Source organism: Clostridium tarantellae, from assembly GCF_009295725.1.
In the GTDB taxonomy this organism is placed as follows: Bacteria; Bacillota; Clostridia; order Clostridiales; family Clostridiaceae; genus Sarcina; species Sarcina tarantellae.
In genome coordinates this window covers 1-20,362 of record NZ_WHJC01000029.1, presented here as the reverse complement: position 1 = coordinate 20,362, position 20,362 = coordinate 1, and the positions used below count along the sequence as shown (strand labels likewise).

Here is a 20,362-nt window from a genome sequence, read left to right as displayed (position 1 = left end):
CATTTATCTTCTTATAAGTTTCAAGTATCTTTTAATAATATTTTTATTAAAAGATACTTGAAATTCTCAAAATTATACTTAAATTCAATTATTCACTACAAATTATAGCTTAACATTTATATTTCATCAAATAACTTAATTGTTATAAAAAACAATATTATCTTTTAATTATTATCAAATTATCTAACTAAATATAATATAATGAATAAAAAATTCGTATAAGGTATTTTTTTATATATTTTTATTTATTATCTCATTCTTTATTCTATCTATAAAACTATCTAACTCCACAATTCCTTCATCACCATTTTCTCTACTTCTTAAAGAAATATTTTTATTGTTTTCTTCATTTTCACCAATAACAATAATATAAGGAACTCTTTCATTTCTAGCTTCTCTTATTTTATATCCTATTTTTTCACCACGTAAATCTGTTTCAACTCGTATTCCATTAGCTAATAACTTTTCTTTAACTTCATTGGAGTAATTTATGAACTTATCAGAAATAGGTAATATCTTAACTTGAACTGGTGCAAGCCATGTTGGAAATTTACCTGCAAAATGTTCTATCAATATACCAATAAATCTTTCAATACTTCCAAAAATAACTCTATGAATAACTATTGGTCTATGCTTTTCTCCATCACTTCCAATATAGTCTAGTTCAAATCTTTGAGGTAATTGAAAGTCTAATTGAATAGTACCACATTGCCATGTTCTACCTAAGCTATCTTCAAGATGAAAATCTATCTTAGGACCATAAAATGCTCCATCACCTTCATTTATTTTATAAGGTAAATTCATTTCCTCAAGAGCAGCCTTTAATGAATTTTCTGCCATATTCCAGTCTTCATCACTTCCCATAGAATCTTCTGGTCTTGTAGATAATTCAACACCATATTTAAATCCAAACTTTGAATATACTTCATCAATTAATGATACAACACCTTTAATTTCTGATTTTATTTGATCTGGTAACATAAATATATGAGCATCATCTTGAGTAAAGGCTCTTACTCTCATAAGTCCATGTAAAGCACCTGAAAGTTCATGTCTATGAACTCTTCCAAGCTCACCAACTCTCATTGGAAAATCTCTATAAGAATGTGCTTCTGATTTATAAACAAGCATTCCACCTGGACAATTCATTGGCTTTAATGCAAATTCTTCATTATCAATCATTGAAGTATACATATTTTCTTTATAATGATACCAATGTCCTGAAGTTTCCCATAGCTTTTTATTTAACATTATTGGAGTTTCAATCTCTACATATCCAGCCTTTTGGTGTAAGTCTCTCCAATAATTAATTAAATTATTTTTAAGCACTACACCTTTAGGTAAAAAGAATGGAAATCCTGGTCCTTCTTCAACAAAAGTAAATAATTTTAATTCTTTTCCTAACTTTCTATGATCCCTTTTCTTTGCTTCTTCTATATTGTTTAAATAAGTCTTCAAAAGTTCTTTATTAGAAAATGCTACCCCATAAATTCTTTGTAACATTTTATTTTTCTCATTACCCTTCCAATATGCACCTGCCACACTAGTTAATTTAAAGTCCTTTATTCCTTTAGTAGATACTAAATGTGGTCCTCTACATAAATCAATAAAATCACCCTGTTTATAAAGAGATATTACTTCCCCCTCTGGTAATTCTTTTATTAATTGAACCTTATAATCTTCATTTTTTTCTTCCATCAACTTTATAGCTTCTTCTTTACTTAACTCTATTCTTTCAAGACTTAAATTTTCTTTTATTATCTTTTTCATTTCCTCTTCTATTTTAACTAAATCTTCATTATTTAGTGGATTTTCTAAATCAAAATCATAATAAAATCCATTTTCTATTGATGGTCCTATAGCTAATTTTGCATCTTTATAAAGTCTCTTTACAGCTTGTGCCATCACATGTGAGGTAGTATGTCTCATAACCTTAATTCCATCTTCATCATCATAGGTTATTATGTTTACCTCATCACCATCTTTAAGCTTATAACTTAAATGGACTAAGGTTCCATTTACTTCACCTAAAACTGCATTTTTCCCTAGCTTTTTACTTATTAAATTAGCTAATTCTAAAATATTTGACTCTTCTTTTATCTCTTTTATTGATCCATCTTTTAATTTAACGTTAATCATTACATCTACCTCCTTTTATAAATTTCATTTTTAATATAAAAAAACACCCATCCCAAAACTTTGGGACGAATGTTATATCCATGGTTCCACCCAAATTGAATTTAAAAATTCAATTCATCTCTAAAAGCATTATCGATCTTCACCGATGGTATTTCTCAAATATTTGATACTAAACCATAACTCCAGGGTAGTTTTTCTTATAGTCATATTTAAAAGTGCTTACAGCCAATGGCACTTTCTCTCTTAAAACTGTATTCTATAATACTTTTTCCTATCAACATTTATTAATATTATACTTATTTACTATAATATTCAATATTAATTAAATTAATATTAGCACTTTTGGTTTTGTTTGTAAAGAAATTATATTTTATTGTTTATGATATGGTTCTCCATATCATAAATAATCCTACCTAACTTTCTTCACACTAATAATTTCAAAAAAATAAATAGGCCTCTTTCAAAGCCTATCTACAACTTTCTTCTTTTCTTAACTTTTTAACCACTTCTATATCTAATCCTGTTTTCAGTGCTATTGTTTCATCATCTAAAATATCTAATAAATTTTTAGCTACTTCTAATTTAGCTTTATTTTCTCCTCTTTTTTTAGCCTCTTCTTCCATTTCCTTTAGTATAAATGCATTATTAGCAACCATGCTTAGAACCTCCTTTTTGTCAGCATCTAAAACTTCATTAGCTTTTATTGCTAGTCTTTCTTCTGTTGTATTCTTTATCCAATGCTTAATAGCTTTTAATTCTTCATTACTTAACTCATCAAAAAATAATGCTATTGCTTTTACCCTATCTAAAAATTCCTTTGGAGTTATTTTTTGATCTAGTAAAAATATAGCTGATGTTACGTTTTTACTTTTTATTAATTCTTCTTTTGTAAATCCATTGTTTACATCAAATACATCATAAGTAAAGTTTAAAACTCCCTTATGAAATTTACTCTCATTGTAAAACATCTTTCTAAATTCATTAGGTACATCCCATATTTGTTTACCGTTATATAATACTATAGGTATTACTACTGGTATTTTTATGTTCTTATCATTTTTATCATGATTTTCATTTTTAGAAAACACTCTTAAAATCTCAACCATATAAAATAATAATCTTAAAGGCATTCTATAATCTATTCTAGATTGAAACTCTAAAAGTATATAAAATATTGCTTCTGTATCGCCAATTTTAGCTTTATAAACTATATCACTTTCTGTTTCTTCATAATCTGATGAAATAAATGATTTATTTACTAAAGTTAAATCTTCTGCTCTTAAGTCTTTAGTAAATTCTTTCTTCACAAAATTCTTTAATAAATCTATTGCTATTTCTTTTTTTGAATACAAATCCTTATATGACTTATCATGTATATGATAAATATTCTTCTTAACTTTCTCATTCATACTATAATTCCTTACTTTATCTTTTGTTTAAATTATTCTCTATTACTAATTTAATTATAACATTAACCTAAATCATTTTTTATAAAAACTTTAACTTAACAAATTCTTTACCCCATAAACAACTCATCAATTCTCAACATACTATTCTCCCTAAAATACTCCACCTCACATACCTCATGAGTAATTATAATAACCGTCTTATTTTTAACTTTGCTTATTACAAAGTTCATAACTTTTTCCTTAGTTTCTTTATCTAATCCTTTAAAGGGTTCATCCATAATTAATAAATCAAAGTCATATAATAAAGCTCTAAGTATGGCTATTCTCCTCTTCATACCTCCACTTAGTTCTCTTACTTTTTTGTTCATACACCCTTTTAAATCTAATTGTTCTAATGCTTTTTCAATTTTTAAATCACTAATATTTTCACATACTAATTTTATGTTTAATCTAACACTTAAATTTTCACATAAGCAATCATCTTGAAATACAGCACTAATTCTTTTATCATTAATGCCTTTAATATTACCTCCATCTGCTTTTTCTAAATTCATTAATATTCTTATTAAAGTTGTCTTGCCAATACCTGATGCCCCTAATATAAAGGATATAGCATTCTCTTTAAACTTAATATTAAGGTTGTCTAATATAGGTTTATTATTGTATTTTTTATTTAAATTCTCAATTACTATATCCATTTAATTTATCTCCAATCTTTTTAAAGCATAGTCTATTATTGATAAAAATCCTTTTTGAAAACAAATGCTTATAATAATAATAACTATGGTCCAAGCAAATAAATCTGGTGTGTTTAAATATATTTTAGCTTCATATAATTTTTCTCCAATAGAATTAGCAGGCATACCTATTACTTCTGCTGCTATACCTGCCTTCCAACATAATCCTAAAGAAACACTACATGCGGCTCTTAAATAGGGAGTAACCTGTGATAGGTATATATATCTTATTTTTTTTATTTTGCTAACCTTAAATACTTTAGCCATATCATTTAACTCTTTAGGAATACTTTTTATACCATCTAAAATATTTCTATATACCACAGGTAATACCATTAAGAAAGATACGAGTATTGATAGATTTTTTGAAGAGACCCATATTAAACATAGTATTATAAATGAAGCTACTGGTATAGCTTGTATTGTAAGTATTAATGGTTCAATAAGTGTTTTAAAGTTCTTTTTATTTGAAGCTATTATGGCAAATATTATTCCAACTATAAAAGCTAGTACAAATCCTGTAGTTATTTTAATAAAAGAAAATAATATGGACTTCCAGAAGTTGCTCTCCATTGATAACTCTAATAATCTTTTTAAAGCAGAAAAAGGAGATACTAAAAGTATCTCCTGACCAAGCATCATACTAACTATCTGCCAAACTATAAGCCAAAAGAGTATTGCTAATATATGAATTTTATTAATTTTCTTGAATATAGTAGAAATCTTCACCTGGCATTTTTCCTCCTACTGATTTTGCATTAGCATCATAAAGTACTTTTAAATAACCACTTAGCTTTTCTTTCATTTCATTACCTGCTATAAATGTTATATTACATTCTGGTATTGCTTTTTTAGCTATTGCTTCTGGTACTATCCCCTCTTCACCTATAAGCTTTGCTGCTTCATCTATATTATCATTAGTAAAATCAATTGACTTTTTATATTGTTCTAAGAAGCTCTTAACTTGCTCTTGGTGTTTATCAACAAAGTCTTTTCTTGCCACAACAACCCCTGTTATTAAAGTACTTCCATCCTTTTTATTTTTATTTAAAGCATCCCATTCCTTAGTTAAATTTAAAGCAACTCTTAAATTCTTATCCTTAGTTAAAGCTGTTGTAACAAAGGGTTGTGGAAGTAATGCTATTCCATTTTTATCATTTAACAATGCTGCTAAACACTCTGTATGCTCTGATTTATACTCAATATTAACATCCTTATTTGGATCAATTCCATTTCCTTTTAATATATAATTTAATGCATACTCTGGAGTAGCACCTTTACCACTAGCATAAATTGTTTTTCCTCTCAAATCATCTACACTATGTATTGTATCTCCATTTTGAACTATATATAAAACTCCTAGTGTATTAATAGCTAATGTTACTACCTCACCCTTTGTATTGTTATATAAAACTGATGCTAAATTAGCAGGTACCGCAGCAATATCTACTTCTTTATTAACAATCTTAGGTGTAATTTCATCAACAGAACTTGATATTGTAAATTCATAATTCTTTTCTTTTTTATCCTTTTCATCACTAATCATTTTAACCATTCCCATTGCTGTAGGCCCTTTTAATGCCATTACTTTAACAGCTTCTGTTTTTTCCGTTGCCTGTTGATTTCCTTCTTTTGATGTACATCCTACAAATAAGCTTACTATTAATGATAGTACTAATACTATTGATAACTTCTTTTTCATGATTTTCCTCCTTGTGTTTAATATTGACTTTATTCTATAAACTTCATTATTTTTTCTCTAATATTTTCATACTTCTTTTATTACTTTCTAAGGAACTATGTGCATAACTCTATCTACACTTTATCTATAATTTTTTTAACTAAGACAAATCTTTACCCATATTACTTTTTGTAAACTTTATTTAAGTAAAAGGATGTAAAAATTTTTGCATAAATATTATTAAAACCTAACCATCACCGAAGTTCCCACACCAACTAAACTTTCTACCTTAACTGTTCCTCCATGTCCATGAATTATCTCTTTACTAATAGCCATTCCAAGTCCTGTTCCTTTAGCTTTTTCTCCAGTATGACTCCCTTTATAATACCTATTAAATATATTATTAATTTCCTCTTCATTAATACCTTGTCCATTATCCTCAATACCTACGTTAATACCATTGTTAATTTTATTCACACTAATATTAACAATAGTATTATCATTATTGTGTATTAATGCATTTATTATAAAATTATTAAAAGCTCTTTTTAAATATTTTTCATCACACCTAAACATTATATTTCCATAATTATAATGAATATTTATTTCTCTGTTTGAAAAATTAGGATTGTTTAAAATATCTATAACAACTTCTCTTACTATATTAATTAAATTTTTTTCCTTTAATTTAAAAGGTAATACTTTGTTTTTCAATTTGTATATTAATGATAAATCTTCAATTAACTCCTGCATATATTTAGATTTTTCTTTAATTACATTGCCATATCTCTTAGCATCTTCTACGGTTATCTCATAATCATCTTGGCTTAATAATTCTCCATACCCTTTAATAGAGCTTAAAGGAGTTTTTAAATCATGAGCAATATTAGCAATCCACTCTTCCTTTGCTTTATCTATTTTTGCTCTGTCTAATTCATTCTTATGAAGAGTTATAGAAAGATTCATTATATTTTCATTAACTTTTTCATACAAATTGTTTTTAAATTTCTTGTTAACCACCTTACCTTCTTTTAGTAATTCAATATTATTTACAATATCGTTTATAGGTGATGCTAAACTTCTACTAAACCAAACCCCTACAATTAAAGTTAATCCTAATGCAAAACCACAAAATGATATAAGGAAAAATTTAAAGTTTTCCTCTGTAAAGCCTAATGTATATGTAAAAAACTTATTTATAGGTAAAGCTATAACTAAAGTATAAAACTTTCCCCCTTCTTCTATTTCTCTAAACATTAATGTAACTGGATGCTTAGATTCCCATGGACTAGTCCTATTTTTTATTAACTCTCCAGTTCTATAATGAGTTTGAATTTCTTTTGGTTTATTTACATTGTAAACTTCAGTATTCCCTTCATCTAAAACCTGTAGCCATATATTATTTTCTTTTAATACTTTTTCTCTTTTATCATTTATTAAAAATTTATCATCTATAAATCTTATATCTTTCTTAGTTTCATCCACAAAATTACTTGCATTAAAAGTCACATTAAAAAAATTTTCACCAAAGGAAATATTACTATTCATTAATATTACATTCATAACAATAAAAATACTCCATCCTACATAGAAAATTATTATGTTGCATAAAAGAAATCTTAGTGTTAATTTTAACTTCATTTATTCACTCACCAACTTATAGCCTAATCCCTTTAAGGTTTTAATATACCTTGGATTACTTGGCTCATCCTCTAACTTTTCTCTTAAATGTCTAATATGAACCATAATAGTATTGTCATAACCATAGTATTCATATCCCCATATAGCTTCACAAATAGTATTTTTACTTAATATCTTATTCTTATTTTTAGCTAACATTAAAACAAGTGCAAATTCCTTAGCGGTTAATGTAATTGACTGCCCATGCTTTTTTACTGTTCCTTCTTCTTCATTAATAGCAATATGCCCAAATTTTATTTCTAATTTTTTATTTTCCTTAGGAATATAACTATTTCTTCTTAACTGAGCTTTTATCCTGAGAACTACTTCCTTAATATTAAAAGGCTTAGTTACGTAATCATCTCCTCCTACTTCTAACCCCTGAAGTTTATTGTTATCTTCGTTCTTGGCAGTTAGAAATATAATTGGACAAAAAGAAAATCCTCTTATCTTTTCACATACAGTAAACCCTTCCACATCAGGCAAATTAACATCTAGCAATATAATATCTGGGTTAACATCCTTAGCAATCAATATTCCATCCACCCCATTAGTTGCTTCATAAATGTTAGAAAACCCTTCTTTAATTAATACTTCCCTTAATAGTAATAACAATTGCTCCTCATCATCTACTAACAATATACTCTTCTTTAATAAATTATTATCATACATCATAACCATCCTTCTTATGAATATATTTCTATACTTTATATAGGGCTTAATATTGAAATAATACTCTATTCTTACAATAAGAATATTTAAGTAATGAAAATGAAAAGCATTGCGTATCACTACATAACTATTGCTTTCATAGCCATTTATGTATGAAAGTAATAATTAAAGCAGTATAAAGTCAATACTTTTCCCTTTCTACTTTTAATTAATTTTACCATAGGCTTACTTATATTACATCTTTATGTATGAACCTAAATAAGTCTCCTAAAAATAATATGATACTTAAACTCATTGATATTATTAATACCATACATATTTCTTTTTCACTTAAGCTTCCCATAGAAACAGCTAAAGGATATGTCCAAGGTGCATAAATCCAATAGTTACTTTGTACAAAAAGTGCACTTGAAAGAATTAACAATGTTCCTACTCCTATGGGAACTATTAATGTACGAAAATTTCTTGAAATTATAAATAGTACTAGTATAGTAGGTATTATAGTTATGAATATTTCAATTAACTTCTTAATAATGATTACTTGAAAGTCAACTTCTCCACTTAAAATGTATGAAGCTATTATACACATAATAAAAAATGATATTAATGATATTCCTATAATTAATATATTAATAATACTTTTTGAAAAATATATTTTCCACTTTTTCATTGGCAACATCATTAATTGTCTCCATCCGTTGTTAGCATTTTCTATTTTACTTATGGAACAAACAACATACATAATTAACATAGGTAGGAACATTCCAACATACATAGCCCATGATAAATTCATAAAAATTTCTGTTCCATTAAGCTCCTGACTATTCCTACTTAAATTACTATAAAGCTTAACTGAAAATAGTATTGCTGGTATGGGTGCTAAAATTGATAGTAATACTAAGGAAAATTTCTTAACCTTCATAAACTCTATTCTTATTAAATCCATATTACTCACCTACCTAATATACTTTCTTACACTTAAAATATTTATTTAATAGAAAAAATCCACCAATTATAAATATGAATGAAATTATATGCACATTATTAACTTCATACATATTTTGCTTGTATGAAACTAAAGCAAAATTGTATGGATTAATATTACTTATGAAACTTTTATTATAATAAAGGTTTGAAGATACTATACTTAATAAAGCTGCAATACCAAAGGATATTAATACATTTTTATTTTTTATGGTAATGAATAAATGTATTACCATGACAGCACAACTTGATATAAGCTGAATAGAAAACATTGTTATGAAGTAATTCCAAGGAAGGCTTTCAGGAAAATTAAATATCTTACCTAAAATAATTAGAACAATTATATTACTAGTTAACATAATCACCACGTAAATAATACTAGTTATGTATTTTGAAAATAATATGCTCCTTCTTTTTATAGGCTGAGTCATATTTAATAGCCATCCATTGTTTTTATATTCACACTCGAGAAGTTCCCCTATTATGATAGCTGAAAATAATGGCATAAAATCATTAAAATATAATATTCTCTGCTCCTTTACTAGTAGCGTCCAAGAACTTATTCCTATCTTTTGTGCTTTAGGTAATAACCAATTTTCATACCTTATAATTAAATCTACTGAAAGTAATATTCCAACTCCTATAGGTATCATTAAAACCATTAATAATAGTAAATTTCTTTTTTGCTTTAAGAATTCATTTTTAATTAAGGTTATTAACATAATCCAGTCCCCCTTGTTAAGCATAAGAAAATATCTTCAAGGGATTTTTGTTCATAAGTTAAATAATTAATATCAAAACCTGCCATAACCATTTCTCTACATACCTTACTTGGTATTATATTATCTGCCTTTATAAAAAATTTTCCTAATTCCTCTACTACCTTATAGCCTCTATTTACTAAAATCTTATAAGCTGATTTTTTCACACTCTCAAAATTATCAATTCCTAATACTAAATTTGCAGTGCTTTTTTCTTTTAACTCTTCTAAAGTTCCTTCATATATTAATTTTCCTTTATTTATTACTCCTACTTCACTAGCTATAAGCTCAATTTCACTTAATATATGACTAGATATTATCACTGTTATTCCTTTCTTTTTAGGAAGAGATTTTATAAGCTCTCTCATTTCTATTATTCCTGCTGGATCTAACCCATTAGTTGGTTCATCTAATATTAATAACTTAGGATTTCCTATTAAAGCTTGAGCAATACCAAGTCTTTGCTTCATACCTAAAGAAAATTCCTTAACTTTCTTATTTCTCACTTCCCATAAGTTAACTAGTTTTAAAGCCTCTTCTATAGATTCTTTTTCTATTTTTAAAACTCTTCTTATAATTTCTAAATTTTCATAAGCTGTTAAATGTGCATAATAGGATGGACTTTCTATAAGTGCTCCAATATTACTTAAAATTTCTTCTCTATTTTTATTTATATCTTTACTAAAAATTCTTCCTTCTCCACTTGTTGGTTTAATTAACCCAAGTAACATTTTTAAAGTAGTGGACTTGCCTGCCCCATTAGGCCCTAAAAATCCATATATCCTCTCTTTTTTAATATTAAGATTAATACTATCCACCGCTTTAAAGTTCTTAAAATCCTTGGTTAAATTTACGGTTTCCACTATATAATCATTCATAATAACATCTCCTAAATACTTATTATGACTAAATTATAAGATTATACTCTTAAGGTGTGATTTAGTTTATCTTAAATTTACCTTAAGTTTATAGGAAGATATAAAGAATAAAGATAAAAAGAAAAAAGCACCCCATCCAATTAAGATATGTAGTGCTTTAATCTTTAATCACAATATTATCCAATAACCCTAAAACAAAATAAACCTATTTCTTTTATTTTGATATTTCCACCAACTTTTTCACTAATTCTTTTGAAACAAAGTCATAATCATTTTTATGTCCTTCAGGACCATAACAATAGTTCACACCTTCACCTGATGTGGTAACATCTGTACACCAATCCTTACAGGAAGAATGAACTTGAGATATTTTTGTATACTCCATTAATTCATTAACATTTGAAGCATTTACTCCACTTCCTGCTAGAATTTCTATCCTATCACCATAGTTTTCTTGTAGGATTTTAATCATATCTTTTCCATCCATTGCCTTTGCTTGTAATCCACTTGTAAGCAAACGATGAATTTTCATATTTATTAAAAGTTCAATACTTTTTATTGGATCTTTTACACAGTCAAAAGCTCTATGAAAAACAGCTTCACCTTTATACTTTTTAATTAAATTTACCATTTCCATAGTTTTTTTAATATCAATAGTATGGTCTTCATTTAAAAATCCAAAGGCTAACCCATCAGCTCCATTTTCTAATAAAACCTTAGCATCTTCCATTATTTGTTCAAACTCAATATTGTTATAGCAAAATCCGGCTCCCCTTGGTCTTACCATACAAATAACACTTAAATCTGTATTCTTCTTTGTTAATGTTAAACTTGCAATACTTGGAGTTAAACCACCTAAGTACAATGCACTGTTTAACTCAATTCTTTTAGCTCCACCTAAATATGAATTTATTGCATCTTCATAGCTTCCACAACATATTTCTATCATACTTTAATTACTCTCCTTTTGATAAATGATATAGACTTAAGGCATATATTTTAGCATTTGTTATTATATCCTCTATGCTCATCCATTCATTTGGATTATGACCAATTCCCTTTTGCCCTGGGAATGATGGTCCAAATGGCACAATATTAGGCATAAGCTTGGCATAAGTTCCACCTGTAGTTGTTACTGGGGTTCCATCTAAACCAGTAACTTTTTCATAAGTATTTTTTAATGTATTAACTAAAAAACACTCCTTATTAAACTTAACAGGATTAAAATTTTTTAAACAGCTTACTTCAAAGGATGATACAGCTTCTTTTATTTTTTTCAATATCTCATTCTTTGTAATAGCAGCTGGGTAACTTACACTAAATTGAACAGACGGATTTTCATCATATATTATTTTATAGTTTCTAACTTCTAATGTTCCAAATTCCTTATCAGTAACATTTATATTTAATCGTTCTCCATTACTTTTTGCATTTAAAATAAATTCATTTATAAAGTTAAAGAATTCTTTCATATTTTCTTTCTTTCCCTTTATTTCAATAACAGCTCTTCCTCGTTCTCCATATACTACTGGATACTTACAATCTGGAGTAAATCCCATAATAGGTGGTTTTTCCTTTTCAAGATAATATGTTAAATCTTTAAAACCACTTTCTTCATCACAACCAAAAATCACTCTAACCTCATGCTTTAATTTTACCTTTAGTCTTTTTAATGCATATAAAGCGAATAAACAAGAGATAATAGGTCCCTTGTTATCTAAAATGCCCCTGCTGTAAATTATATCATTTTCAATATATCCACTGAAAGGTGGCTGCTTCCACCCTACACCAACTGGAACTACATCAAGATGTCCAATAGCACAAACATATTCTGCACCTTGTCCATAACTTGCGTAACCAATATAATTATCAATATTCTTAGTTTTAAGTCCTAAAGAAGCAGCTAACTCCAGCGTTTTTTCTAAGGCCTCTTTAATTCCTTCTCCAAAGGGAGCATTTAAAGAAGCTTGACTTTTTACACTATCAATTTTTACTATATCAATAATACTTTCAATCATGTCTTTTGAGATAGTATCTATCTCATTTAAAATTCTATTCTCCATAACTAAAGTGCTTCTAGAGGTGCCATTCTTGTTTTCATATAGTTATCTAACCATTCTTTACTTGCAATCTCATGAATACATTTTCCATTTATATTTTTAGTTAGATATACTATAGGCTCTTGGTTTTTAGTTGCTACTGTAAAAGAAAAACCTTCAATGTTTGTAGCAACTCCCCATTCTCCTTTATTATTCATAGCTACTAGAGACATATCTCCAGCTTTTCCTCTACGCTCTTTTAATTCTAAATCAAACATATTAACTGCTTTTTCACAAGCTTCTTGAGGATGCATACCGTCCTTCATTAAACGTACGATTTCATAAGAAACACACCCCTTCATAAGATCCTCTCCAAGACCTGTGGCACTAGCTCCTCCAACCTTACTATCTACATAAAATCCTGAACCTGAAATTGGTGAATCACCCACTCTACCACTTTTTTTCATAAACAATCCACTTGTAGATGTAGCTGATGTCATTTTCCCTTTTATGTCTAGACATACCATTCCAACTGTATCATGTCCTGAATAAGGCTTAATTTCTAAATCTTTTATTTCCTTCATACGATTTTTATAATAAATTTTAGCACGGTCTGTTAACATTGTTTTTCTTTCAAAGCCTTCTTTATGAGCAAACTTTTCTGCACCATCTGATACTAATAAGTTATTAACTTTTTCCTTTGAAAGTCTTCTGGCTATACTTACTGGGTTTGCAAAGTCTTTTATAGCTGCTATTGCTCCAATATCTAATGTATCTCCATCCATATATGCAGCATCTAATTCTACTACCATCTCTTCATTAGGAAGTCCACCATATCCTACTGATTTATAATATGGAAAATCCTCTACCTCTCTAATAGCAGCTTCAATTGCATCTCCTGCATCTGCTCCTTCTTTTAACATTTCACTTGCTACTGTAATTCCTTCAACAGCCATACGCCATGTTGCAATTATTCCCCACATGCTTGCTCCTCCTTTAGTCTTATGAAAATTTACATTTAATAGTTTATTTAAAACAGTATTCTTCAACTATAGCGTTTGTATCTTCTTTATTAACCATTGCTTTTGCTAATTGGCACATTCCTTGCAATGATTTGTTTAATCCTATTCCACCTTTTTTAGGCGTTTCTACAATAAAAATTTTATCTTTAAATTCTTCAATAGTATTTTCATTTTCTTTTGACATAGCTGATAATGCTGGTACACTAGTCTTTTCATTTATTGCATAAGCAATATGTGCTGACATATTCCCATATCTCTCATAATTAAATGCTGGTCCACACATTACTACATCTGGCTTAACCTTTTCTATCAGTGCACAGATTTTACGTGTTACCTCTTCTGTGTTTTCCTCATAATATCCTGCACCACAATATATACACGCAATTACTTTTCCACCCACTTTTTTCAAATATGGTTCCATCATAATAGCTGGTCCAACTACCTCTTTTTTTACTCCAAGGGGTGTCATATGATCATCTTTTATTCCTACACCTGCTTGTATTTGGTCATAAACCATTATCACTTTCATATTCATCTCTCCTTTAATCATCAAATGATATATCATCAAATGAAAAATCATCATCTTTTTCTTTTTCTGCATTAGCCTCATCTTGTAAGTATTGTTTGTCCATCATTTTTATAAATGGCATATATATAAATACTCCAATCACTAATAAAATTGCTTGTAATAAAGCTCCTACCCAGTTAGTAGCTAATAACCCTGAAATAATAACAGGTGTGGTCCATGGAATATTTATACCACTACAAATTGGTACTAATCCTCCAGACATTGCAAAATATGATATAACAATGTTGATCGTTGGTACTAATATAAATGGTACAAACATTACTGGATTTAGCACTATTGGAAGCCCAAAGATTATTGGCTCATTAATACCAAATATACCTGGTACTAAAGAAAGCTTTCCAAGTTCCTTAACCCTTTTTGATTTACAGAAGAATAACATTGCTATAACTAATGATAATGTTGATCCTGCTCCTCCAAAGGTTGCAAATAAATCTTGGAACTGTTGACAAATTATATTTCCTTCTCCGATTCCAGTTTTAAAGAATTCTAAATTTTCTGCTGATAAAGTTTGTAAAATAGGATTAAATACAGCTCCTACAACTGATCCACCATTTATACCAAAGAACCAGAATAAATGTAAGAATATATAAGCTGTCACCATAGCTCCTAATGTATCACCAATATTTAATAATGGTGTTTGTAAAAATTCAAATATAATAGTAAATACGTTAGTTCCTAAGAATCCAAAGATTAAATTTATAACAAAAAATACAGTCATAACTACTGTTGCTGGAATTAATGCAGCAAAAGATTGTACTACTGTTGGTGGAACTCCAGGTGGCATTTTAATTGTCCAACCCTTCTTTTCTACGTATGCATATATATGTACTGATAAAAATGCACAAATTATACCTACAAATATACCTTTAGCACCAACCCAACCAGTTGGAATTCCAGTTATATTAACTTCAACTCCATTAACTTTTCCAGTTACTGAATAAGGCATAATCAAAAACCAAGACATTATGGCTACTGCCGCACCAAATATAGCATTTGTCTTTAACTGCTTTGCGAAAGAATATGCTATACCTATGATTGCAAATACTGCCATTATAGTAAATGTTGCTCCTGATGGCTTTTCAATAAATGATGCTAATGTTTCCCCTGTATTAGCATTTACTACGAAGGATTTTAACCAATTTGTCCATGCTGGAATTGGAAAATTAGCTATTACTAAGAAAATTGACCCCGCTATTAATAATGGTGTAGAAATTAAGAAACCATCTCTAATAGACATTAAATATTTATTTCTACCTATTGCTTCTGCTAAAGGCATCAATATTTTCTCAAGTTTTTTAATCATATTTATCGCCCCTTGTTTTTTAATTGTTTCCCGCTTATTTTCTATTTATTAGCTTTAATTAATTTTATTGCTGATTTTAATACCTTTTCTCCATTCATCATTCCATAATCTCCAGCATCTATAACTGCTATCGGAATACCTAAATTCCCAAATTTAGAAATTGTTTCTTCATACATATATTTAACCTGTGGTCCAAGCAAAATACAATCAGGATGCTTAGTCTCTACTATTTCACCTAATTTATTGTGAGGAAACGCTGCTACCTCTATTGGTAACTTATGCTTATTTGCTACCTCTTGCATTTTACTAGCTAACATACTAGTTGACATTCCTGCACTACAAAATAAATAAATTTTTTTCATAATAATTCTCCTTCCTTTACTTATCCTCTAAATTTTGAATACGACCATTTAATTTAATAATTTCTTTAGCCATAATTTTAATTATTTCTGCTGACATTAACTGATCCTCAGCATGCATAAGTAATATTGTTGGCGTTACTGAGTTTCCATTTGCTTCTTGTTGAATAAGTTCACTATGAGCATTATGCCCTTCAGTAAAAAACTTATCTCCTTCTTTAATCTTTTCATTTGCTAAATTCAAATCACCATTTTCAACCATTTTCATAGACTCAATATAACTTGACTTTGCCATTCCTACTGATGAAATAATTTTAAAACTTACTAATTCTAAATTTTCCATTTTATCCTCCTATATTCTTTTTATAAATATATTTCTATGTGTATATTTAACTTTCTTTAACTACACATCACCACCTTTGTATTTCCTAAATAATCATGAATAGCACGGTGCTCTTTATTAAATACTAATATTCCAACACTTATAGCAGTAACTACAAATCCTAAATACATTAATGGAGTAACAAAGTTTATTTTAGTAACAATAGTAACAACGCTATGCCATATAGCACTTGCTGATACTAAAGCACCTTCAATAACAATAATACCTATCACTTGCCTTAGTAACATATTAGTTAAAGTAACATTATCATTAGATTTCTTCACAATTTTAATTTTACATATTTTCTTTCCTAAAGTTTGTCCATTATATATATAAGTAGGAACAATTACAAAATAAAAAAATGCAAAACCTAATGCTACTATTCCTGCAATAATTCCATAAGGTTGCTGAAATTCAATAATATTTTGATTCAATATTGTGTTAGTTAATTTTTGAGAAATAATAGCTATAGGTAATCCTGTACACAAAGCTCCTACATACCAATCAATTAAATAACTTAAGAAGCGTCTACCTAAACTAACTTCCTCTATTTTATTTGTTTTTTTCTTTGTATTATTAGTAATATTCTTTGTCATTCTCCTCCCTCCTAAGATATAATTTGCTTAATTAAATCTTCATGAGAATTTATTTCTAGTAACTGCCTAAATTTGTTTTGATCTGTAACTAAACTACTCAACCAGTGAAAAAATACTTTTAATAAATGATTATCTGTTTCTCGTATGGCTAATAAAATAATTAATTTTACTTCATACTCTCCCCATTTTATTGGTGTATTTAATATCATAGTTGATATACATGATTCATTTGATGTAAACACAACTGAATGAGGTACTGCAAAGCCATATACAAATGAAGTTGCTGAAATAGCTTCTCTTTTTAGCACCTCTACCTTATATTCTTCAGTAGCTAGCCCTTTACTTATTAACTCGTCACATAAAAATTCAATTATTTCATTTGAACTTTTCATACTTTCCTTTACATAAAATAAATCTTTTTTCATAAGTACCTTAACTAAATTTACAAACTTCCCATTATTTCTAGTTTTATCTAAGCTATTCAAAACTTGAAACACTTTACTCTCATCTTCATAATTAACAAATACCGTAATAGTAACTGTTGGTATTTTTAAGTTATGCTTAAGTGGTACTGTTGTTATTATTAAATCTGGATCATCTTCAAGTATCATATTATTTTCAAAAAAACTATGAACCACTATAATTTCTATCCTATCATTAAAGCGATTTTCTAATTTATCAATACACATTTTTGATAATATTTGACCATAAGGCATTATCATAATCACACGATATTTTTTTATAATATTTGCTCTTTCATAAGCAGCACCTAAATGTAATGCTAAGAATGCTAGTTCATTTTCATCTATATATATATCACTAACTTCATAAATAACACTACCTATTCGCACTGCCATTTCAAATACTAAAGGATATTTTCTTTTAATCTCTTGCAGGTATAAATTTGTAATTTTTGCGCTGTTTCTTTTTCTTTCTAATAAAGATTGTAAATGCATAAATAATCCTACTTTTAAATCCTTGTCATTAGAAAAATCTATATCAAAATGTTCTTTAATCTCCATTATAACTTTATTAATTAACTCATTTGCTTCTTTAGCTAACTCTTCTTTAATTAAATCTTTTCTATACTCTGTGCTCTTTTCACCCATTAATATAAATGCAAATAAACTAATTTCCTCTTCAACTAGTTTAATATTTATACGTCTACTCACAAATATAAAAAAATCTCTAGATATTTTATATTCCTTACTTTCCTTTAGCTTTTCATAACTACTAACACTATTAATAAAGTTATTGTTAATAATCCTTTCTATTGCAATGCCTGTATGTATCATAATCATAGGAAAATTTATTTTTCTAATTTTATAATCATGCTTATGGCACACATCTTCTAAAATATCCTTAATCTCTAACAAATCAAAATTATTCCATAAATTCGCAATAGCGTTTAAATTCATGAAATTCCCTTCAGTTTCTTCTGTTAATAATTGCTTATATAAGCTTCTCTTATCACTTTCATTTCCTGATAATCTAATATGACTTTTTGATCTAATTAATTTTAATGTTGAATATTCATTAATCATTTTTCTTATCTTCTTTATATCATTATCAATAGAATACCCACTTACAAACACCTTTTCCTGTAAAGAAATCAAATTAATTTCCTTATTTTTAAATAACAACTCTTGAATTATGTATACACATCTTTCATGTGAAGTTTCAGGTATTACATCCTTTGTTTTAATATCTTGTTTATGTAATAAATCCTTATTTATTTTATATCCAAACCTTTTATTAGATTGAATTAATAAACAATTATAAAATTTATTAATTGTTGAAATATCTAATCTTATAGTACGATCTGAAACACTTAAAATATTTGACATATCCTTTCCAGTCATCCAAGAATTATTATTATTTAAAATGTCTATAATATGTTCTTGTCTTTTCCTCAACATGCAATTCCCTCCCTATTACTTACTATAATACTATTTAATTCCACGAGATTACAAATTTATTTCCTAACTGTTAGGAAATTTTTTAATATTTGTTGTTATTTACAACTATTTATTCTTTCATAATTTTTTATAACAATATTAAATTTTATCTTTTTTTCTCTATAAAAAAATAAGAGATAAACCGAAAGCTTTCAAAGAATGTCTATATTGCAATATAAACATTTTTAAATAACTCTTTTTTTATCTCTTAAACTTTTATAAATTTTATTTAAATATAAATAATTATGTTAAACATTTAAAATAGTTGTACGATTATATCTTTAACAGCCTATAAAGGGTCAAATTTATAATTGAATCAGTTTTGAATACGACCTATCCTTCCCTTACCTAAATAAAAGAATAAACTTCAATTTAAGAAATGATTTATATAGCCTGTACACCAACAATTTTCAAAATATCTATTGGTTTCTTTAATTCATAATCTGCTTTTATTCCACTTATATCAAAATTTCCCCAACTTGCTAAAGCAAAATCCATACCAGCTGCTTTTGCTGCTTTAAAATCTACAATAGTATCACCTACATAAAGCACATCCTTAGGTTCTACCTCTAAAGTTTCTGCAGCTTTTAATAATGGATCAGGATATGGCTTATGCTTCTCTGTATCTTCTGCAAGTACTACTCCACTCATATAGTTATGCAAATTAGTTTTAAGAAAATCTATTTCATATTGTTTCTTCATTTTTGAACTAGCTATTCCACACAGTATGTTATTTTTATGTAAAGCTTCTATAACTCCTTTAAAGCCATCATATAATTGTGCTCCTTCTTCATATTCATTTACATATTTTACCCACTTAGTATAAGATTTTTTAATATCTTTAAACTCTAATAATTCTAATGTCTTTTTACCTGCATATGCCATATATTTTAAAAGTTTTTCATAATGAACATCTTGTCCTAATTCTTCTTTTATTAGTCTTTGCAATGGTACTATATTCATTTTTTCTGTATTTAACATTGTTCCATCTAAGTCAAAAATTATACCTTTATACTTTTTCATTAATTATTCCCCATTCATATAGTGTTAGTGTAAAGTTTCTACACTACTTTTCTTTTTAAAATCTTTATATATCAAGGTTTCGAAAGTTTTTTTGCATAAAAAAACAACGACCCCCTAATTTCATGTTAAAATTGAATCTCAAAACCACAA

The 20,362-nt window shown here is 27.6% G+C and carries 20 protein-coding genes and 1 other annotated feature; all 20 genes read right to left on the bottom strand.

Translation table 11 applies throughout. The features are described 5' to 3' along the window. Positions 1–231 precede the first annotated feature (231 nt). Complete coding sequence (gene thrS, locus GBZ86_RS04185; RefSeq protein ID WP_152888040.1) at positions 232–2,139, bottom strand: threonine--tRNA ligase; 1,908 nt, start codon at positions 2,137–2,139, stop codon at positions 232–234. A 58-nt stretch (positions 2,140–2,197) separates the two neighbouring features. Further along, positions 2,198–2,426, bottom strand: a binding site (T-box leader). A 180-nt stretch (positions 2,427–2,606) separates the two neighbouring features. After that, on the bottom strand, positions 2,607–3,548 hold the full coding sequence (locus tag GBZ86_RS04180; protein WP_152888038.1) for an Rpn family recombination-promoting nuclease/putative transposase: 942 nt from the start codon (positions 3,546–3,548) through the stop codon (positions 2,607–2,609). Positions 3,549–3,655: 107 nt separating this feature from the next. Beyond that, positions 3,656–4,246 carry an ATP-binding cassette domain-containing protein gene (locus GBZ86_RS04175; protein ID WP_152888036.1) on the bottom strand — a complete coding sequence of 197 codons (591 nt, stop codon included), beginning with the start codon at positions 4,244–4,246 and terminating at the stop codon, positions 3,656–3,658. Further along, complete coding sequence (locus GBZ86_RS04170) at positions 4,247–5,014, bottom strand: ABC transporter permease (RefSeq protein WP_327444021.1); 768 nt, start codon at positions 5,012–5,014, stop codon at positions 4,247–4,249. Then, on the bottom strand, positions 4,983–5,987 hold the full coding sequence (locus GBZ86_RS04165) for an ABC transporter substrate-binding protein (RefSeq protein WP_152888035.1): 1,005 nt from the start codon (positions 5,985–5,987) through the stop codon (positions 4,983–4,985). Before GBZ86_RS04165 ends, GBZ86_RS04170 begins: the two co-directional genes overlap by 32 nt. Before the next feature lie 219 nt (positions 5,988–6,206). Beyond that, positions 6,207–7,607: a sensor histidine kinase gene (locus GBZ86_RS04160; RefSeq protein WP_152888033.1), complete on the bottom strand. Its 1,401-nt coding sequence runs from the start codon at positions 7,605–7,607 to the stop codon at positions 6,207–6,209. Then, a complete protein-coding gene (locus GBZ86_RS04155; RefSeq protein ID WP_327444017.1) occupies positions 7,608–8,321 on the bottom strand; it encodes a response regulator transcription factor in 714 nt (237 codons plus the stop codon). 226 nt (positions 8,322–8,547) lie between these two features. Further along, positions 8,548–9,264, bottom strand: coding sequence for an ABC transporter permease (locus tag GBZ86_RS04150; RefSeq protein WP_152888031.1), 717 nt, complete (start codon positions 9,262–9,264; stop codon positions 8,548–8,550). A gap of 13 nt (positions 9,265–9,277) precedes the next feature. Next, complete coding sequence (locus tag GBZ86_RS04145) at positions 9,278–10,024, bottom strand: ABC transporter permease (protein ID WP_152888029.1); 747 nt, start codon at positions 10,022–10,024, stop codon at positions 9,278–9,280. Further along, a complete protein-coding gene (locus tag GBZ86_RS04140) occupies positions 10,018–10,941 on the bottom strand; it encodes an ABC transporter ATP-binding protein (RefSeq protein ID WP_152888027.1) in 924 nt (307 codons plus the stop codon). The genes GBZ86_RS04145 and GBZ86_RS04140 overlap by 7 nt, the downstream gene beginning before the upstream one ends. Before the next feature lie 214 nt (positions 10,942–11,155). Next, the gene (locus tag GBZ86_RS04135) at positions 11,156–11,890 is read right to left on the bottom strand and encodes a copper homeostasis protein CutC (RefSeq protein ID WP_152888025.1); all 735 of its coding nucleotides are present in this window, start codon (positions 11,888–11,890) and stop codon (positions 11,156–11,158) included. Between the two features lie 7 nt (positions 11,891–11,897). Then, the gene (locus GBZ86_RS04130; protein WP_152888023.1) at positions 11,898–13,004 is read right to left on the bottom strand and encodes a Sapep family Mn(2+)-dependent dipeptidase; all 1,107 of its coding nucleotides are present in this window, start codon (positions 13,002–13,004) and stop codon (positions 11,898–11,900) included. A gap of 2 nt (positions 13,005–13,006) precedes the next feature. Further along, positions 13,007–13,963, bottom strand: coding sequence for a glycosylasparaginase (locus tag GBZ86_RS04125; protein WP_152888021.1), 957 nt, complete (start codon positions 13,961–13,963; stop codon positions 13,007–13,009). A 43-nt stretch (positions 13,964–14,006) separates the two neighbouring features. Beyond that, entirely contained in the window at positions 14,007–14,531 is a 525-nt protein-coding gene (locus tag GBZ86_RS04120) for a GrdB-related putative oxidoreductase (RefSeq protein WP_152888020.1), read from the bottom strand. A 13-nt stretch (positions 14,532–14,544) separates the two neighbouring features. Beyond that, positions 14,545–15,894: a PTS sugar transporter subunit IIC gene (locus GBZ86_RS04115; protein WP_152888018.1), complete on the bottom strand. Its 1,350-nt coding sequence runs from the start codon at positions 15,892–15,894 to the stop codon at positions 14,545–14,547. 41 nt (positions 15,895–15,935) lie between these two features. Further along, positions 15,936–16,256 (bottom strand): PTS sugar transporter subunit IIB, encoded by a 321-nt coding sequence (locus GBZ86_RS04110; protein ID WP_152888016.1) that lies wholly within the window; start codon positions 16,254–16,256, stop codon positions 15,936–15,938. Between the two features lie 16 nt (positions 16,257–16,272). Next, positions 16,273–16,596, bottom strand: coding sequence for a PTS sugar transporter subunit IIA (locus GBZ86_RS04105; RefSeq protein ID WP_152888014.1), 324 nt, complete (start codon positions 16,594–16,596; stop codon positions 16,273–16,275). A gap of 56 nt (positions 16,597–16,652) precedes the next feature. Continuing rightward, complete coding sequence (locus GBZ86_RS04100; RefSeq protein ID WP_152888012.1) at positions 16,653–17,231, bottom strand: RDD family protein; 579 nt, start codon at positions 17,229–17,231, stop codon at positions 16,653–16,655. A gap of 11 nt (positions 17,232–17,242) precedes the next feature. Further along, positions 17,243–19,150 carry a BglG family transcription antiterminator gene (locus GBZ86_RS04095; protein ID WP_152888010.1) on the bottom strand — a complete coding sequence of 636 codons (1,908 nt, stop codon included), beginning with the start codon at positions 19,148–19,150 and terminating at the stop codon, positions 17,243–17,245. Positions 19,151–19,573: 423 nt separating this feature from the next. Then, positions 19,574–20,212 (bottom strand): HAD family hydrolase, encoded by a 639-nt coding sequence (locus GBZ86_RS04090; RefSeq protein ID WP_152888008.1) that lies wholly within the window; start codon positions 20,210–20,212, stop codon positions 19,574–19,576. Positions 20,213–20,362: the final 150 nt, after the last annotated feature.

Bases quoted from the DNA above. Each gene is read 5' to 3' on its own strand.
- thrS (WP_152888040.1), bottom strand. From the start codon at position 2,139: ATGATTAACGTTAAATTAAAAGATGGATCAATAAAAGAGATAAAAGAA.
- GBZ86_RS04180 (WP_152888038.1), bottom strand. From the start codon at position 3,548: ATGAATGAGAAAGTTAAGAAGAATATTTATCATATACATGATAAGTCA.
- GBZ86_RS04175 (WP_152888036.1), bottom strand. From the start codon at position 4,246: ATGGATATAGTAATTGAGAATTTAAATAAAAAATACAATAATAAACCT.
- GBZ86_RS04165 (WP_152888035.1), bottom strand. From the start codon at position 5,987: ATGAAAAAGAAGTTATCAATAGTATTAGTACTATCATTAATAGTAAGC.
- GBZ86_RS04160 (WP_152888033.1), bottom strand. From the start codon at position 7,607: ATGAAGTTAAAATTAACACTAAGATTTCTTTTATGCAACATAATAATT.
- GBZ86_RS04155 (WP_327444017.1), bottom strand. From the start codon at position 8,321: ATGATGTATGATAATAATTTATTAAAGAAGAGTATATTGTTAGTAGAT.
- GBZ86_RS04150 (WP_152888031.1), bottom strand. From the start codon at position 9,264: ATGGATTTAATAAGAATAGAGTTTATGAAGGTTAAGAAATTTTCCTTA.
- GBZ86_RS04145 (WP_152888029.1), bottom strand. From the start codon at position 10,024: ATGTTAATAACCTTAATTAAAAATGAATTCTTAAAGCAAAAAAGAAAT.
- GBZ86_RS04140 (WP_152888027.1), bottom strand. From the start codon at position 10,941: ATGAATGATTATATAGTGGAAACCGTAAATTTAACCAAGGATTTTAAG.
- GBZ86_RS04135 (WP_152888025.1), bottom strand. From the start codon at position 11,890: ATGATAGAAATATGTTGTGGAAGCTATGAAGATGCAATAAATTCATAT.
- GBZ86_RS04130 (WP_152888023.1), bottom strand. From the start codon at position 13,004: ATGGAGAATAGAATTTTAAATGAGATAGATACTATCTCAAAAGACATG.
- GBZ86_RS04125 (WP_152888021.1), bottom strand. From the start codon at position 13,963: ATGTGGGGAATAATTGCAACATGGCGTATGGCTGTTGAAGGAATTACA.
- GBZ86_RS04120 (WP_152888020.1), bottom strand. From the start codon at position 14,531: ATGAAAGTGATAATGGTTTATGACCAAATACAAGCAGGTGTAGGAATA.
- GBZ86_RS04115 (WP_152888018.1), bottom strand. From the start codon at position 15,894: ATGATTAAAAAACTTGAGAAAATATTGATGCCTTTAGCAGAAGCAATA.
- GBZ86_RS04110 (WP_152888016.1), bottom strand. From the start codon at position 16,256: ATGAAAAAAATTTATTTATTTTGTAGTGCAGGAATGTCAACTAGTATG.
- GBZ86_RS04105 (WP_152888014.1), bottom strand. From the start codon at position 16,596: ATGGAAAATTTAGAATTAGTAAGTTTTAAAATTATTTCATCAGTAGGA.
- GBZ86_RS04100 (WP_152888012.1), bottom strand. From the start codon at position 17,231: ATGACAAAGAATATTACTAATAATACAAAGAAAAAAACAAATAAAATA.
- GBZ86_RS04095 (WP_152888010.1), bottom strand. From the start codon at position 19,150: ATGTTGAGGAAAAGACAAGAACATATTATAGACATTTTAAATAATAAT.
- GBZ86_RS04090 (WP_152888008.1), bottom strand. From the start codon at position 20,212: ATGAAAAAGTATAAAGGTATAATTTTTGACTTAGATGGAACAATGTTA.